The 16,355-nt window shown below is 59.6% G+C and carries 12 protein-coding genes and 2 pseudogenes; 6 read left to right on the top strand and 8 right to left on the bottom strand.

The features are described from left to right. Window positions 1-14: 14 nt before the first annotated feature. A pseudogene (gene aceA / locus ACTG2B_RS07735) lies at window positions 15-1,327 on the top strand (isocitrate lyase). A 106-nt stretch (window positions 1,328-1,433) separates the two neighbouring features. Here the strand turns inward: aceA and hda are convergent. From hda to upp, 3 genes are all read right to left on the bottom strand, one after another. Beyond that, window positions 1,434-2,135 carry a DnaA inactivator Hda gene (gene hda / locus ACTG2B_RS07730; RefSeq protein ID WP_013723920.1) on the bottom strand — a complete coding sequence of 234 codons (702 nt, stop codon included), beginning with the start codon at window positions 2,133-2,135 and terminating at the stop codon, window positions 1,434-1,436. Between the two features lie 102 nt (window positions 2,136-2,237). Continuing rightward, on the bottom strand, window positions 2,238-3,257 hold the full coding sequence (locus ACTG2B_RS07725) for a DUF2066 domain-containing protein (RefSeq protein ID WP_021231045.1): 1,020 nt from the start codon (window positions 3,255-3,257) through the stop codon (window positions 2,238-2,240). A gap of 150 nt (window positions 3,258-3,407) precedes the next feature. Then, window positions 3,408-4,034: a uracil phosphoribosyltransferase gene (upp, locus tag ACTG2B_RS07720; protein WP_421283911.1), complete on the bottom strand. Its 627-nt coding sequence runs from the start codon at window positions 4,032-4,034 to the stop codon at window positions 3,408-3,410. Window positions 4,035-4,210: 176 nt separating this feature from the next. On the opposite strand from upp, the gene purM reads away from it, so the two are divergent. Both purM and purN read left to right on the top strand, forming a co-directional pair. After that, window positions 4,211-5,248, top strand: coding sequence for a phosphoribosylformylglycinamidine cyclo-ligase (gene purM / locus ACTG2B_RS07715; RefSeq protein WP_429200917.1), 1,038 nt, complete (start codon window positions 4,211-4,213; stop codon window positions 5,246-5,248). Then, window positions 5,245-5,883 (top strand): phosphoribosylglycinamide formyltransferase, encoded by a 639-nt coding sequence (gene purN / locus ACTG2B_RS07710; protein WP_158113257.1) that lies wholly within the window; start codon window positions 5,245-5,247, stop codon window positions 5,881-5,883. Before purM ends, purN begins: the two co-directional genes overlap by 4 nt. 178 nt (window positions 5,884-6,061) lie before the next feature. On the opposite strand, the gene ACTG2B_RS07705 is transcribed toward purN, so the two are convergent. The 5 genes and pseudogenes from ACTG2B_RS07705 to ACTG2B_RS07685 all read right to left on the bottom strand — a co-directional run bounded on the left by ACTG2B_RS07705 (window position 6,062) and on the right by ACTG2B_RS07685 (window position 12,012). Then, a complete protein-coding gene (locus ACTG2B_RS07705) occupies window positions 6,062-6,823 on the bottom strand; it encodes a Nif3-like dinuclear metal center hexameric protein (protein ID WP_021231048.1) in 762 nt (253 codons plus the stop codon). A 141-nt stretch (window positions 6,824-6,964) separates the two neighbouring features. Beyond that, the gene (locus tag ACTG2B_RS07700) at window positions 6,965-8,308 is read right to left on the bottom strand and encodes a sigma-54-dependent transcriptional regulator (RefSeq protein ID WP_101529445.1); all 1,344 of its coding nucleotides are present in this window, start codon (window positions 8,306-8,308) and stop codon (window positions 6,965-6,967) included. Continuing rightward, window positions 8,305-9,339 carry a sensor histidine kinase gene (locus ACTG2B_RS07695; protein WP_101529446.1) on the bottom strand — a complete coding sequence of 345 codons (1,035 nt, stop codon included), beginning with the start codon at window positions 9,337-9,339 and terminating at the stop codon, window positions 8,305-8,307. Before ACTG2B_RS07695 ends, ACTG2B_RS07700 begins: the two co-directional genes overlap by 4 nt. Before the next feature lie 106 nt (window positions 9,340-9,445). Further along, window positions 9,446-10,866 (bottom strand): annotated as a pseudogene (locus ACTG2B_RS07690) (sigma-54 dependent transcriptional regulator). A gap of 267 nt (window positions 10,867-11,133) precedes the next feature. Then, a complete protein-coding gene (locus ACTG2B_RS07685) occupies window positions 11,134-12,012 on the bottom strand; it encodes a DUF2726 domain-containing protein (RefSeq protein WP_103250547.1) in 879 nt (292 codons plus the stop codon). A 196-nt stretch (window positions 12,013-12,208) separates the two neighbouring features. Between ACTG2B_RS07685 and ACTG2B_RS07680 the strand changes: the two genes are divergently transcribed. The 3 genes from ACTG2B_RS07680 (at window position 12,209) to ppx (ending at window position 16,348) form a co-directional block, all read left to right on the top strand. After that, on the top strand, window positions 12,209-12,724 hold the full coding sequence (locus ACTG2B_RS07680; RefSeq protein WP_047437655.1) for a glycine cleavage system protein R: 516 nt from the start codon (window positions 12,209-12,211) through the stop codon (window positions 12,722-12,724). Between the two features lie 74 nt (window positions 12,725-12,798). Beyond that, window positions 12,799-14,868, top strand: coding sequence for a polyphosphate kinase 1 (gene ppk1, locus ACTG2B_RS07675; protein ID WP_005350671.1), 2,070 nt, complete (start codon window positions 12,799-12,801; stop codon window positions 14,866-14,868). Beyond that, window positions 14,858-16,348 carry an exopolyphosphatase gene (gene ppx / locus ACTG2B_RS07670; protein ID WP_075115513.1) on the top strand — a complete coding sequence of 497 codons (1,491 nt, stop codon included), beginning with the start codon at window positions 14,858-14,860 and terminating at the stop codon, window positions 16,346-16,348. The genes ppk1 and ppx overlap by 11 nt, the downstream gene beginning before the upstream one ends. The last annotated feature ends 7 nt before the right edge of the window (window positions 16,349-16,355 follow it).

Raw genomic sequence — 16,355 nt, 5'->3', positions numbered from 1 at the left:
AAGAGGGAACTGATATGGCACTGACCCGTGAGCAACAGATCCAGGCTATCGAGAAAGACTGGGCGGAAAACCCCCGCTGGAAAGGGATCAAGCGCGGCTACAGCGCCGAAGATGTGGTGAACCTGCGCGGCAGCTTGCAGCCGGTGCACACCCTGGCTCAGCGCGGTGCCGACAAGCTGTGGGGCCTGATCCACGGCGACGCCAAGAAAGGCTACGTCAACTGCCTCGGCGCCCTGACCGGCGGTCAGGCGGTGCAGCAGGCCAAAGCGGGGATCGAGGCGATCTACCTCTCCGGCTGGCAGGTGGCGGCGGACAACAACTTGTCCTCCACCATGTATCCGGATCAGTCCCTCTACCCGGCCAACTCGGTGCCGTCCGTGGTGGAGCGCATCAACAACTCCTTCGCCCGTGCCGACCAGATCCAGTGGGCCAACAAGGTTGGACCGCAGGATGAGGGCTTTATCGACTACTTCCTGCCCATCGTGGCGGATGCGGAAGCCGGTTTCGGCGGTGTGCTTAACGCCTTCGAACTGATGAAGGGGATGATTGAAGCGGGCGCCGCTGGCGTGCACTTCGAAGATCAGCTCGCTTCGGTCAGAAGTGCGGTCATATGGGTGGCAAGGTGCTGGTACCGACTCAGGAAGCGGTACAGAAACTGGTTGCCGCCCGTCTGGCAGCCGATGTGTGCGGCACCACCACGCTGGTGATCGCCCGTACCGACGCCAACGCCGCTGACCTGTTGACCACCGACGCCGACCCGTACGATGCAGACTTCCTGACTGGCGAGCGCACTGCCGAAGGGTTCTACAAGGTGCGTGCCGGTATCGATCAGGCCATCGCTCGCGGTCTGGCTTACGCCCCCTACGCCGACATGGTGTGGTGTGAAACCGCCAAGCCGGATCTGGACGAAGCGCGTAAATTTGCCGAAGCAATCAAGGCCAAGTTCCCGGACCGCATCCTGGCCTACAACTGCTCCCCGAGCTTCAACTGGAAGAAGAATCTGGACGATGCCACCATCGCCCGTTTCCAGCAGGAGCTCTCCGACATGGGCTACAAGTACCAGTTCATCACCCTCGCGGGTATCCACAACATGTGGTTCCACATGTACGAACTGGCCTACCAGTACGCCCGTGGCGAAGGGATGAAGCACTACGTCGAGATGGTGCAGGAGCCGGAATTTGCCGCCGCCAGCCGTGGCTACACCTTCGTGGCACACCAGCAGGAGGTCGGTACCGGTTACTTCGACAAGGTGACCACCGTCATTCAGGGTGGCCAATCCTCGGTCACCGCGCTGACCGGCTCCACCGAAGAAGATCAGTTCCACTAATAAGAGAGCTGCCTTGAAATAGCAAAACCCCGGCCTGAAGCCGGGGTTTCTTTTTATCTGTAATTCAAACGAAAGTCAGGCGCACAACCGCACACAGTCGAGAGGCTCAGAGCTCGAGGATCTCTTTGACAAAGGGAATGGTCAGCTTGCGCTTGGCGCGAAATGAGGCGTTGTCGAGCTGATTGAGAGTGGTGAGCAGGGTGCGCATATCGCGGGAGAGTCGGTTGAGCAGGAAGCGGCCCACATCGATGGGCAGTTTGAAGCCCCGCAGCTCGGCACGCAGCTGCAGGGCACTGAGCTTGCCTTCGTCATCCAGCTCTTCGAGATGGAAACTCACCCCCCAGTCAAGGCGCGAGGCGAGATCCGGCAGTTGCAGCCCCAGTTTGCGCGGCGCGCTGCAGCCAGTGACCACCAGCGTCCCCTCCCCCTTCTCCTGCCAGCGGTTGTAGAAATCGAACAGCGCCCGCTCCCACACGGCATTGCCGGCGATCGCCTCAAGGCTGTCGAGACAGACCAGCGGCAGGCTTTCGAGGGCATCGAGCATGCTGGGATCGAGCTGTTCAAATTGATCGAGGGAAAGATAGGCCGCCGCCGCATCGCGGGCGTTGACCTCGGCACAGGTGGCGTGGAGCAGATGAGAGCGTCCGGATCCCTTGGCTCCCCAGAAATAGAGGAAAGGCGATCCCTGACCGATGGCCGCGTTTTTGAGGGCGGTGATCAGATGAGCATTGTTGCCGGGATAAAAACTGACGAAGGTTTCATCATCCGGTAGTTGTACGGCTAAAGACAGTTGGGCCGGTTGCTTCACTCGTTGGGCTTTGACTGTGACATTTGTGGCTAAGTGTACCATCGCAATGGCAGATAGAGAACCGCCCGGACAAGCCGGGCGGTAGACAAAAGCCTTATAAAATCAGGGCTGCGACCATTGGTAACGCAAACCGCTGCCATTATCGTCAACCTTGCGCAAACGACTCTCAAGCTGCAGTGCCCGTACCAGCTCGGCCTGATCCCCTTGCAGGGTAAAGTTGAAGGTGACCTGGTCCCCCTCCAGCTTGCCGATCGCCACCTTGCTGACGTTGGCCATCCCCTGCAGCATCTTCTGCACGGCGATCATGCTATCCACTTCGGAGAGGCCATCCACCACCAGGGTCTGGCTGGTTGCCGGACCAGAAATGCGGGCACCGTAGTTTTTCACCAGCCAGGCCGCCAGGGTATCGGCAAACCCTTGCGCCACTTCGGCCTGAGTGCCGGTGCTATTGCCACGGGTCAGCTCGGTCACTTCACCGGCTGCTTTGGGGCCGTAGAGTCCCCAATCGATGCTCCACTTGTCACCTTCCGGTGTCAGCTTGCCCAACACCACCATCTCGGCGCCATAGCGCTGGCTTGCCTGCAAAATCGGGTCGGCAAAGCGTCCCCAGACGTCGGTGGCACTGACCGCCATGTTATCATCGAGATCCATCAGCGGAATGCTGATGGGTAGCCCCAGCGTCTGGGCCTGCTCGCGCAAGGCTTGCGCCCAACCATCGCTGGATTGATCCGCCAGCAGACGGCGCTCACCCTGATCCACCACCAGCCAGATGGCCATTTGGGGACGAGCCGGGCCAAGCAGGGCAAACTGGCTCTCCGAGACCAGGCTGTTGACCTTGTCACTCTTGAACTCGGCTTTCAGATACTTGACGGAGTCCTGATCCTGATAGCCATAGCTTTTGACATAGTCGCCCGGGGCCGCCAGCGCCTTGACCACCACCGGCTGGGTGAGGATGTCGCGCTTGCCGGTCACCTTGATCAGCACCTGACCGAGAGCCTGCCCTTGAGCGGCAACCATGTCGCCACTGGTCGGGGCCTTGCCCTGATAGAGGTCGGTCACCTGAGCGGCCGAGGCCATGAATGACAAGCCGCAGCAGAGGGCGGTCACAACACGTTTGAACATGAACAGAGTCTCGAAATGGGAGAGTGTGCTTATGGTAGCGGCAAGGCGCATCTTGCGGCAAGGCTGGCACAAGCTGCCACAAACAGCAGAGCCGGCGATGCGCCGGCTCCGATCACCCCTTCCACATGGGAAGCAGGTCAAGGCATTAACTTATTTGGTACCGAAGATCTTGTCGCCTGCATCGCCCAGACCCGGCACGATGTAGCCTTTCTCGTTCAGCCCCCGGTCGACAGAAGCGCAGTAGAGCTCTACGTCAGGGTGAGCGGCTTCCAGCGCCTTGATCCCTTCCGGCGCGGCAACCAGTACCAACACCTTGATGGATTGGCAGCCTTTCTTCTTCAGCAGATCGATGGTGGCGATCATGGAGCCGCCGGTGGCCAGCATTGGATCGATGACCAGCGCCAGACGCTCTTCGATGTTGCTGACGATCTTCTCGAAATAGGGAACCGGTTGCAGGGTCTCTTCATCGCGGTAGATACCGACCACGCTGACGCGGGCGCTCGGCATGTGCTCCAGCACGCCATCCATCATGCCAAGGCCGGCACGCAGGATAGGTACGACGGTTACCTTCTTGCCCTTGATCTGGTCAACTTCTACTGGCCCATTCCAGCCATCGATGATAACCTTCTCGGTTTCGAAGTCAGAGGTCGCTTCATAGGTCAACAAACTGCCCACTTCTTTGGCCAGTTCACGGAAACGCTTGGTGCTGATATCGCCTTCACGCATCAGCCCGATCTTGTGTTTGACCAGGGGGTGTTTGACTTCAACGACTTTCATTATTATCTCCTCTAACCTGCCGCAAAAAAATCGCGGAATCATACAACAAAAGCCACCGCTTGTAGAGCATTTCCGCGCAAAAACGCGCAAACGATTTCCTTTCTGGTTTTTCACCGCCACTGTTAGAATACGCCCCGAATTTTACCCTCCACTTCTTTACATGACGGGGAATACTCGTGACTGACAAAACCTCACTGAGCTACAAGGATGCTGGCGTAGATATCGATGCCGGCAATGCACTGGTTGAACGTATCAAGGGCGTGTCAAAGCGCACTCGTCGTCCTGAAGTCCTTGGTGGTCTTGGCGGCTTTGGGGCCTTGTGTCAAATCCCTGCGGGCTACAAGGAGCCGGTACTGGTCTCCGGTACCGATGGTGTGGGCACCAAGCTGCGGCTGGCCATCGACCTGAAGAAGCACGACACCGTGGGCATCGATTTAGTGGCCATGTGCGTCAATGACCTGATCGTACAGGGCGCCGAGCCGCTGTTCTTCCTCGACTACTATGCAACCGGCAAGCTGGACGTGGACACCGCGGCCGCGGTGGTCACCGGGATCGGTAACGGTTGCGAGCAGTCAGGGTGTGCCCTGGTGGGCGGCGAGACCGCCGAGATGCCGGGTATGTATGAAGGGGAAGACTACGACATCGCCGGTTTCTGCGTCGGTGTGGTGGAGAAGAGCGAAATCATCGACGGCAGTAAGGTCGGTGAAGGGGATGCCCTGATCGCGCTGGCCGCCAGCGGCCCTCACTCCAACGGCTTCTCCCTGATCCGTAAAATTCTGGAAGTCTCCAAAGCCGACGTGCATCAGCCGCTGGGTGACCGCACCCTCGCAGATGCCTTGCTGGAGCCGACCCGTATCTATGTGAAGCCTGTGCTCAAACTCATAAAGGAGTGCGAGATCCACGCCCTCTCCCACATCACCGGTGGCGGCTTCTGGGAGAACATCCCCCGCGTATTGCCTGCCAATACTCAAGCAGTGATCGACGAGCAGAGCTGGCAGTGGCCGGCGGTGTTCAGCTGGCTGCAGCAGGCTGGCAACGTCACCCGTCACGAGATGTATCGCACCTTCAATTGCGGTGTCGGCATGATCATCGCCCTGCCCGCCAACCAGCTGGAGAAGGCGCTGACCCTGCTCAAGGCAGAAGGCGAGAACGCATGGCACATCGGTCATATCGCCAAGGCAGCAGACGGTGAGGAGCAGGTCGTCATCAAATGATGCGGATCCTCGTCCTAATCTCTGGCAGCGGCAGCAACCTGCAGGCGATCCTCGACCACTGCGCCAGCGGCAAGATTGCCGGTGAAGTGGTCGGCGTTATCAGCAACAAGGCCGATGCCTATGGTCTGGTTCGCGCCAAAGAAGCTGGCGTGGCGACCTCCATTCTGGCCCAGCAGCAGTTTGCCAGCCGGGAGGAGTATGACGCCGCCCTGCTGGCGCTGATGGCAGACTATCAGCCGGATCTGGTGGTGCTGGCCGGGTTTATGCGGATATTGAGCGGCGATCTGGTGCGCCATTTCGCCGGCAGGATGATCAATATCCACCCCTCCCTGCTGCCCAAGTATCAGGGCCTGCACACCCACCAGCGCGCCATAGATGCCGGTGACAGTGAACACGGCGCCAGCGTCCACTTCGTGACCGAAGAGCTGGACGGGGGCCCGGTGATCCTGCAGGCCCGCGTACCCATCTTTGAAGGGGACACGGCGGACGAGGTAGCAGCAAGGGTGCAGGCGCAGGAGCACAGCATCTACCCGCTGGTGGTTCGCTGGTTCTGCGAAGGCAGGCTGCAGATGGTAGATGGTGCCGTGCAACTGGATGGCGCCCTGCTGGGCCCCGCAGGTTACGCCTGCGATTAAGCAGACGTCTTGTCGAAATGTGAAAAAGGAGGCCGATGGCCTCCTTTTTATTTCCTGAATTTTCCCACCACAGGCACAGGCTTAAACCTGTTCACGACCTGCAGCGAGAAACCGTCAACAAGGTGAAGAGCAGCACATGAGCCTTGATCACGGTTTCGTAGCCAGATCGTGGACAGGTTTAGACCGGATTGTCGATATCGATAAAGGTCACATCCAGCCCGTGCACGGTCGCCAGCCACTCCCCCAGCGCCTTGACGCCGTAACGCTCGGTGGCGTGATGGCCCGCGGCGTAGAAGTGCATCCCCATCTCGCGAGCGGTGTGAATGGTCTGCTCTGAGGCTTCACCGGAGATAAAGGCATCGATGCCCTGCTCCGCCGCCAGATTGATGTAGCTCTGACCGCCGCCGGTGCACCAGGCCACGGAACGGATAAGCTCGGGGCCGGTATCGCCACAATAGAGTGGTTCACGGCCAAGGCGCTCGGCAATCAGCTTGGCAAAGTCGGCACCGCTCATGGGCTCTTCCAGCTTGCCCACCATGGCGACGCTCTTGCTGTTCCACGGCTCCAGACCGCGACGCACCTTGATGTCGAGCAGCTTGGCAAGCTGGGCGTTGTTACCCACCTCTGGATGGACATCCAGCGGCAAATGGTAGGCAAACAGGTTGATATCGTGGGTCAGCAGGGTCTTGAGCCGACGCTGCTTCATGCCGGTGATCTGGGCCGGTTCACCGCTCCAGAAGTAGCCGTGATGGACCAGAATGGCATCGGCCTCGGCAGCCACCGCCGCGTCGATAAGCGCCTGACTGGCGGTGACACCGGTCACTACCTTGCGAATGCGCTCACGCCCCTCCACTTGCAAGCCGTTGGGGCAGTAATCCTTGATGGCGTGCGGTTCGAGCAGATGGTTCAGTACGGTTTCGAGTTTTCGATGAGAGATCATAGGGGTCCCTTATTAAGGCTCGGTCCCCTGCTTTACCAATAAAAACAGGGCCCAGGCTCAAAGCGCCAAGGGCCCCATGATAATCGAGCCGGGCCGTCAAGACCATGACAGCCCCCACACAGTGCGGTTTCCCTCTCGGCCTCAGGCTGGCAGGTCGATCCCCGCCTCCCGCATCTGGGCCAGCTTGTAGCGCAGGGTGCGCGGGCTGATGCCGAGCCGGTCGGCCACCGCCTTGCGGCTGCCGTTACAATCTTGCAGGGTGTCGAGAATGATCTGGTGCTCCTGCTGCTTGAGCTCGCTGCCGAGGCGATCGCCGCCATAGCTGCGCTCCACGCTGACAAACTCCATCTCCTGCTCGTCCAGCTCTTCCAGAATGAGGTGGTCACAATCAATGACCCCGTCGGGGCTAAGGATCAAGGCCCGCTGTACCACGTTGTCCAGCTCCCGCACATTGCCGGGCCAGGGGTGGGCCATCAGCCGCTCCCGCGAGGCATCCGTCAACTGTGGTGTCGGTAACCCCTGCTGACTGGCATGAAGCGCCAGCAGATGCTCCGCCAGTGGCAGAATGTCGCCGGGCCGCTCGCACAGAGCAGACCAGCGCAGCGGGAAGACGTTGAGGCGATAGTAGAGATCTTCGCGGAACTGGCCATCCTGCACCGCTTTTTTCAAATCCCGATTGCTGGTGGCGATGACCCGCACATCCAGCGGGATCATCTTGCGACTGCCGAGCCGCTCCACCTCTTTCTCCTGCAACACCCGCAGCAATTTGGCTTGCAGCCCCTGATCCATCTCGGTGATCTCGTCAAGCAGCAGGGTGCCCCCCTGCGCCTGCTCGAACTTGCCCGGGCACCCCTGCACCGCACCGGTGAAGGCCCCCTTCTCGTAGCCAAACAGGGTCGCCTCCAGCATGTTTTCCGGAATGGCGGCGCAGTTGATGGCGACGAAAGGCTGCTCGGCGCGGCTGGAGTTATCGTGAATGTAACGGGCCAGCACCTCTTTACCCGTCCCGCTCGGGCCGGTCACCATCACTGTCGCTTCGCTTCTGGCCACCCGGGTCGCCAGCTGGAACAGCTCGGCAGTTTTGGGATCCCCGTAAACCACGGCGCGCTTCTCCACCTTTTGGGCGGGCACATAACGGCTGACCTGATTGAGCAGCACCTCCGGCGAAAATGGCTTGGCCAGATAGTCGATGGCCCCTTCACGCATGGCGCGCACTGCACCGTCGATATTGGCGTAGGCGGTCATCAGCAGCACAGGTATCTGCGGATATTGCTGGCGGATGGTGGCCAGCAGGGTGAGGCCGTCCATCCCCCCCATCTGGATATCAGAGATCACCATGTCAAATGGCTGACGGGAGAGGGCCAGCAGAGCCCGCTCGCCACTGTCCGCTTCACGGCACTCATAACCGCCGAGCAAAAGGGTATCCACCAGCGCTTCGCGCAGGCCATTGTCATCTTCAACTACCAGGATCCTGGCCTGTGTCATGCTACACCTCCAAGCTGCACCGGTTGCTGGTGCAGGGGGAACGACATAGTAAAGCAGGTGCCTTCACCGGGAACCGAGGCCACACCGACCTCCCCCTGATGGGCACGCACTACAGATTGCACCACCGCCAGCCCGAGACCAGTGCCTTGGGAGCGAGTGGTAAAGAAGGGTTCGAATACCTGACCGAGCTGATGGGAAGGGATCCCCTTGCCATTATCGATGACCCGCATCTCCACCCGGGCGCCACTGCGCACCGCGCTGACCAAGAGTGACGTAGCCCCTGCCTGCTGGGCATTGGCAATCAGGTTGTTGATGGCCCCCGCCAGCGCACTGCTGTTGGCCAGCAGACAGAGATCGGGCTCTGGCGCCTCCATGTGCAGCTCGCAGCCCTGCTGCTGGCAAAAAGCCTCGGCTCCAGCCTGCACTTCGGCCAGCAGCCCTTGTACCGAGATGGGGGTGACCACCTGATTGTCGCCATTGCGGGCGAACAGCAGGATGTCGTTGATCTGCTTCTCCAGATCCTGCAAACGGGCCATCAGCTTTTGCTGAAACTGAGTGCGAGATTCCGGCTTGAGGGTGCGGTTGGCCAGATTGGCGGCATAGAGCATGGCGGCAGAGAGCGGCGTGCGGATCTGGTGGGCGAGCGAGGCCGCCATATTGCCGAGCGCCGACAGCCGCTTCATGTGGTTGATGCGGTCTTGCAGTTTGCGGGTTTCGGTCAGGTCATTGATAAAGACCAGCTGGCCGGGCTGATCCGGCAGCGGTTGGGTCGAGAGCTGGACCCGGCGCCCGTCGCGCAGGGAGATCTCGTGGCCATCATCCTCGCGCGGCTCGAAGCAGCGGGCAATGATGTGGCGCCAGAGCTCCCCTTCCAACGGCTCCCCCAGCAGAGAGATGGCCGCCGGATTCGCGCGGGTGACCACCCCTGCCCCGTCAAGCAGCAACACCCCGGTGGGGAGCGCCTTGAAGATGGCATAGAGCTGGCTCACTTCGTGGGACTGGAGTGGCATGTCCTGCTGCTGGATTGTCATAAACCTGACCTCAAACTGGCTATTGGGTCAGGTTATTCAATTTCCATGCCACTAAATTATGTTAACTAAAACAATGGATTGCGTATTTGCGTCAAGGCTTTGACCCTCAGACGTCCTTGCTCATCCCGTACTTTTTCATCTTCTCCACCAGGGTGGTACGGCGCATGCCGAGCAGATCGGCAGCGCGGGCCACCACCCCGTCCTGAGACTCCAGCGCCTGACGGATCAGCTCCACTTCAAGGTCGGCCAGCATCTCTTGAGGTTGACCCCCTCCTCCGGCAGCTGCATGGTGCGGGCCGAGGCGAGGGAGTGATCCAGCTCGGGCGGATCCTGAAACACCGCCGCCAGCGCATCCCGTTCATCCATCTCGGTCAGCCGCTCATCCCGCGGCTCGCTCGGCAGCAGGCGATAACGGCTCGGCAGATCGGCCACATCGACGATCTGGTGCGGGTAGAGGATCAGCAGCCGCTCCAGCAGGTTGGATAGCTCACGTACGTTACCGGGCCAGGGGTACTGCATCAGCGACTCCAGCGCCCGCTGGGTCAACCGGATAAAGCCGTGGTGCTGCTCTGCATGGCGGTTGAGCAGCTCCTGCAGCAGCAGCGGGATGTCGTCGATGCGATCCCGCAGCGGCGGCGTCTCAATGGGGAAGACGTTGAGGCGGTAGTAGAGATCTTCACGAAAACCCTGGGTGCGGATCATAGCCTCCAGATCCCGGTGGGTTGCTGCGATGATGCGCACATCGGCCTGAATGGGCTTGCCGCCACCAACCCTGTCGAACAGCCGCTCCTGCAATACCCGCAGCAGTTTGACCTGCATCGGCATCGGCATATCGCCGATCTCGTCGAGAAACAGGGTGCCCCCCTGCGCCAGCTCGAAGCGACCGCGACGGGCTGCGATGGCGCCGGTAAACGCCCCCTTCTCGTGGCCAAACAGTTCGCTCTCCAGCAATTCGGCCGGAATAGCGCCGCAGTTGATGGGCACGAAGGGGCCACTGCTGCGGGAAGAGAGTTCGTGGATAGCGCGAGCCACCACCTCTTTACCGGTACCGGACTCCCCGAGGATCAGCACGTTGGCATCAGTCTCGGCCACCTGGCTAATGAGGCGGCGTACCTCCTGGATCCCCTTCCCTTTACCCACCAGCAAGCGCAGCAGGGCCTGCCCCTTGTCATGGGTCTGCTGACGAGGATGCAAGGATACAAAGGCCTGACAGAAGTGCAGATGACGGGTAAGGGATTCATAGGTAAAGGGCGAGAGCGCGACCCCGATAAAGTTGCTGTTGGGCAGATCGGCCTCAACCAGCGAGAGAAAGGGGGTACGGGGGAAGGCGGCCAGCAACTCTGACAAGGGGCGGTCGGTCAGCTCACCCACCAGCACCCCTTGCAGCGGTCCGGAGGATTCGATGGCCACATCCAGATCGCTTTGTGCCACCTCCTGCCACGGGATCCCCATAAACGAGAGCACGGTTCCCAACTGTTGGCGCCGCTGCGCATCGGCATCAACAATCAACACGCCCATCTCCACCATATCCATTCCTCGCGATGTCCTGAACTAACTTATTGTTTTATTTGATGATAAAACAGCTACCGACTGTCTTTTTGCTGGCACACAAAGTGCCAAAATTCCGACACATTGTCAAAAATTGTCGTATTCAGGCTAAGTGTATCGACAGAAACGAGAGATTAGATAAATTTTGCCGAGGAATTTTCTGCATTGGCGCCGTTAACAAACGCAGCCAAAAGCGGAAAGAAAACTGCCTCGTCAGAGGGCAGCATGGGACACGGTGAAGCGCATTCAGTGGCGGTTATGATGGTGCGGCGCCGCATAACGACACTCGGGAAAACGGCTGCAAGCCAGAAAGAGTCGACCGGCGTGGGGGCCTTTTTTCGCCTCCCGCTCCACCAGCGGCGCATCGCAACGGGGGCAGTGGTGGACTTCATGCTCCTCGTCATCCTCTACATCGGCGAACAAACCATCGACCAGTTCACCCTCACTCTGCGGCGCCTCCATCACCCCCTTGGGCTGGATGGCGGGCTCGTGGAGCGACGCAGGCGAGATCGCCTCGGCATGGGCAGTGCGGCCACGCATCCCGGCACCGACATCCACACCATCCAGCAACAGAGGGTTGAAGGTGGGCTCGCGCCGTGCCCCGTGCGGCAAATCGTCGATCAATGGTTCGCAGGTTTTGACCAGCAGCGGCAGGATCTGTTCGCGCAGCTCTTCCACCAGATAGCTGGCACTTGCCGGGATCTGCAGCAACGGCAGACCGGCGCTGTCGCAGGCGGTTTTCAGAAAGAGATCCCGTGCCTTGCGCTTCTGGTGACGGTGGGAGCTGTCATCGAGTTCGATGGCGCAGATAAAGGAGAGATCCGCGGGGTGGCAAAGCAGATAGTCGAAATGCTTGGCACTGATCTTGTTGAAGTACTGCTGCCATTTGCTTTTGCCGATCCCGGCCTGCGGCGTCAGCACATCGGCCACCCGCACCTTGGCAAAAACCCGGGCCTTGTCACCCACCGCCAGATCCAGCACCCCGAGGAAGGAGCGCTCGGCGGGACTGAACAGGGTCTCCTGCACATCATAGGGCAGGCGCTTTTGCTGTCTGCCTCTGCTCCAGAAGATCGCCAGCACAAGCAGCGCCAGCAACAACAATCCCGATAGGACAAGGGTATTCATGAGAGCACGATCCAGTTCACGACACGAAAGGGGAATCACTTTACCACAGCCGCCACGGAGCAAGGCAGCAGACCCGTGTATAGAAAGTGAAAAGTCCCGTCTTTTTATCTATTTGTCAGCAGGCGGGGGTTCATATGACCAGCCCCAGCAGGCACAATAGGGATAGAGCAAGAAATCCCATTTCAAGGAGAGCAGGATGCAAAAGCAATTGGTGGTCACCGTGATCGGTGCAGACAAACCCGGGATCGTCGAGAGTCTGGCAGCTGTCATCAGCCGCGAGCAGGGCAACTGGCTCGGCAGCGCCATGAGCGAACTGGCGGGCCAGTTTGCCGGTATCCTCCATGTTTCCGTCCCCGATGAGCACTATCGCAGCCTGTGCGAAGCACTGGCCCTGCTGCCGGGTCTGACCATCAGCTTTGCCGAAGGGACACCTACCGCCGAGCCAGCCCATCAAGTCATGATGACAGTGACCGGCAACGACCGCCCCGGCATCGTCCATGAAGTAGCCAGCATCCTGCGCCAGCTCGAGATCAACGTGGCCGATCTCACCACCGGCTGTGAACCGGCTCCCCACTCCGGCGCCCCGCTCTTCTATGCCCATGCGCTGGTTGCCCTGCCCGACGGGCTCGCGATGGATACGCTTATCACCGCGCTGGAATCCCTCTCCGACGATCTGGTGGTCGACATCGACGAAGCGTTCAGCGAGCAGTAACAATACTGTCATTTATTTGTCATATATTAACGCCATAACTGCCGCGCAGACGCGACCTGAAACAGAGGCACAAGATGAGCACCGACAAGCAGTATGAAGAGAAAGAGCTGAGCTGGCTCTCATTCAATGAACGGGTGTTGCAAGAGGCAATGGACAAGACGGTGCCCCTCATCGAGCGGGTTCGTTTTCTGGGGATTTTCTCCTCCAACCAGGATGAGTTCTTCAAGGTACGGGTATCGGACGTCAAGCGTCGCATCCTCATCAATGAAGTACATGGTGGCGACGATGAAGCGAAAGTGCTGCTGCGCGCCATCCAGCAAAAAGTGATGGCGCTCGGTGAAGCGTTCGACAACACCTATAAAGAGCTGTTGATTGCGCTGGCCCGCCACAACATCTTCCTAGTCAACGAGAACCAGCTCTCCGATGCCATTCAGAAGTGGCTGCGGGTCTTCTTCAAGGAGAAGGTGCTGCGTCACATCATCCCGATCCTGCTCAACAAGGAGGTCAATCCGGTCAAATTCCTCAAGGATGAGTACACCTATCTGGCCATCGAGATGAAGAAGAACGGTCAGGTGATCCAGTACGCCCTGGTGGAAGTGCCGACCGACGACCTGCCCCGCTTCTTCCAGCTGCCGCCGGAAGGGACCCGCCGCAAGAAGCAGATCATCATTCTGGATAACGTCATCCGCTTCTGCCTCGACGAGATCTTCAAAGGCTTCTTCGACTACGACGAGATTGCCGCCTATGCAGTGAAGCTGACCCGGGATGCCGAATATGATCTCTCCGACCAGCTGGACTTGAGCCTGGTGGACAAGATGAGTGACGGCTTGAAGCAGCGCCTCACCGCCATGCCGGTGCGCTTCGTCTACGAGCGGGAGATGCCCGCTGCCATGATAAGCTTCCTCAAGCTCAAGCTGCAGATCAGCTCCTACGACGCCATCATGCCGGGCGGGCGTTACCACAACTTCAAGGATTTCATCGGCTTCCCCAACGTGGGCCGTGACTATCTGGAGAACCCCAAGCTGCCGGCCCTCGATTGCCGCGATTTTGACGGCTTCGTCAACGCCTTCGATGCGATTACCAAGCAGGATATCCTGCTCTACTACCCGTATCACAAGTTCCACCACTTCACCGAGCTGGTGCGCCAGGCGGCGTTCGACCCGGCGGTAAGCGCCATTCGCATCAATATCTACCGGGTCGCCAAGAAGTCGCGCATCATCCACTCCCTCATTGATGCCGCCAACAACGGCAAGAAGGTGACCGTGGTGGTCGAGCTGCGCGCCCGTTTCGACGAAGCGGCCAACATCGACTGGGCCAATATTCTCACCGATGCCGGGGTCAAGGTAGTGTTCGGGGTGCCGAGCCTCAAGATCCACTCCAAGCTCTGCCTCATCACCCGCCACGAAAATGGCGAGGCGGTGCGCTACGCCCATATCGGGACCGGGAACTTCAACGAGAAGACCGCCAAGATCTACACCGACTTCTCGCTGCTGACCCGCAATCCGGATATCACCGCCGAAGTGGAAGGGGTGTTTGAATACATCGAGTACCCCTATAAGCGTTACAAATTCAACCACCTGCTGGTCTCCCCCATCAACAGCCGCCGTCAGCTCTATCGCCTCATCGACAATGAGCTATCCAACGCCAAGGCGGGCCAGCCGAGCGGTATCATCCTCAAGATCAACAATCTGGTGGACAAGGATCTCATCAACCGCCTCTATGCCGCCGGTCAGGCCGGGGTGCCGATCCAGATGATCATCCGTGGCATGTGCGCCCTACGTCCGGGCGTGCCGGGCCTCAGTGACAACATCAAGGTGATCAGCATCATCGACCGCTTCCTCGAGCACCCGCGGGTGATGGTGTTCCACAACAAGGGCAACCCCCAGCTCTATATCTCAAGCGCCGACTGGATGAGCCGCAATATCGACGGCCGGATCGAGGTGGGCACCCCCATTTATGACGAGCGCCTCAAGCAGCGCATCATGGACATTCTCGAGCTACAACTGAGTGATACCTGCAAGGCGCGGGTCATCGATGCCGACCAGCAGAACGAATATGTGAAGCGGGGCAACCGCCGCAAGATCCGCTCTCAGGTGGCGATTTACGACTATCTCAAACGTATCGAGTCAAACAATGGACAATAGTCTCTATGCCGCCGTGGATCTCGGCTCCAACAGTTTTCATATGGTGATCGCCCATCTGAGCGAAGGGCGTTTTCGCATCGTCGATCGCATCAAGGAGCGGGTGCGTCTGGCGGAAGGGATGGATGAGCAGAAACGAATGAGCCCGGAAGCGATGGAACGCGGCCTCGCCTGTCTGTCACTCTTTGCCGAGCGGCTCACCAACATCAAACCGGATCAGATCCGCATCGCCGGTACCTACACATTGCGCCGTGCCAGCAACGCGCGAGAGTTCGTCAGCGAAGCGGCCAAGGTGCTCAACCACCCCATCGAGATCATCAGCGGGCAGGAAGAAGCACGGCTCATCTATCAGGGGGTTGCCCATACCCAGCATATCGAGGGCCAGGTACTGGTCATCGATATCGGTGGCGGCAGCACCGAGCTCATCATCGGTGAAGGGTTTGAACACAAGGCCCTCACCAGCCGCAAGATGGGCTGCGTCAGCTTTACCCAGAGCTTCTTTGCCAGCGGCAAGCTGAGCGAGAAAAACTTCACCAATGCCGTGCTGGAGGCGCAGCACCAGCTCGCCCCCATCGTCAACCAGTACCGCAAGCTGGGCTGGCAGAGCTGCCTTGGCAGCTCAGGTTCCATTCGTACGGTTCGGGATGTACTGCAGGGTGAAGGGCTGACTGACGGCAGCATTACGCTGGAGGGACTGGAGCGGCTCAAGGCACTGATGATTGAGCGCAAGCGAGTCGATAACCTCAAACTGGTCGGGCTTACCGAGGAGCGTCAGGAGGTGTTTGCCGCTGCGGTCGCCATCCTGCTCGGGCTGTTTACCTCGCTGCCCATCGAGCGGCTTGACTACTCCGACGGAGCCCTGCGTGAAGGGTTGCTTTATGAATTCGAGGAGCGCTTGCAGCACCACGATATTCGCGAGCGTACCGCACAGGCGCTCGGTACCCACTACCGGATGGACCGCAAACAAGCAGCCCGGGTGGAGCAGAGCGTGCTGACGCTGTTTGATGCCTTGCAAGAGCCCTGGCAGATGGAGATAGAGCCCTATCGCGCCATCCTCGGCTGGGCGGCGCGGCTGCACGAAATTGGCCTTGCCATCAACTACAGCGGCATTCACCGTCACTCCGCCTATATCCTGCAACACACCGACCTGCCTGGCTTCAACCAGGACGATCAGGCCCTGCTGGCAGCGCTGGTACGCTTTCAGCGCAAGGGGCTCAAGCTCTCCGAGCTGCCTCCCCTGCCCAACCACGACATGCAGACGGTGCTGCGCTGCATCCGCATCCTGCGCCTCGCGGTCGCCGCTCACCACAAGCGGCAGGACAACCTGCTGCCTGAGTGGCAAGTCGCGGTACAAGGGGATCAGCTGGTCGTGACCCTGCCGATCGACTGGTGCGAGGAGAACCGTCTCCTGATGCAGAATCTGGAGAAGGAGCATCGTTATTGCCAGGAGCAGGGCTGGCCACTGTTGTTCCAGCTCGGCTAAACCGGAA

It is taken from the genome of Aeromonas sp. 30P (genome assembly GCF_051919805.1).
In the GTDB taxonomy this organism is placed as follows: domain Bacteria; phylum Pseudomonadota; class Gammaproteobacteria; order Enterobacterales; family Aeromonadaceae; genus Aeromonas; species Aeromonas veronii.
This window is presented reverse-complemented; position numbering and strand designations above follow the sequence as displayed.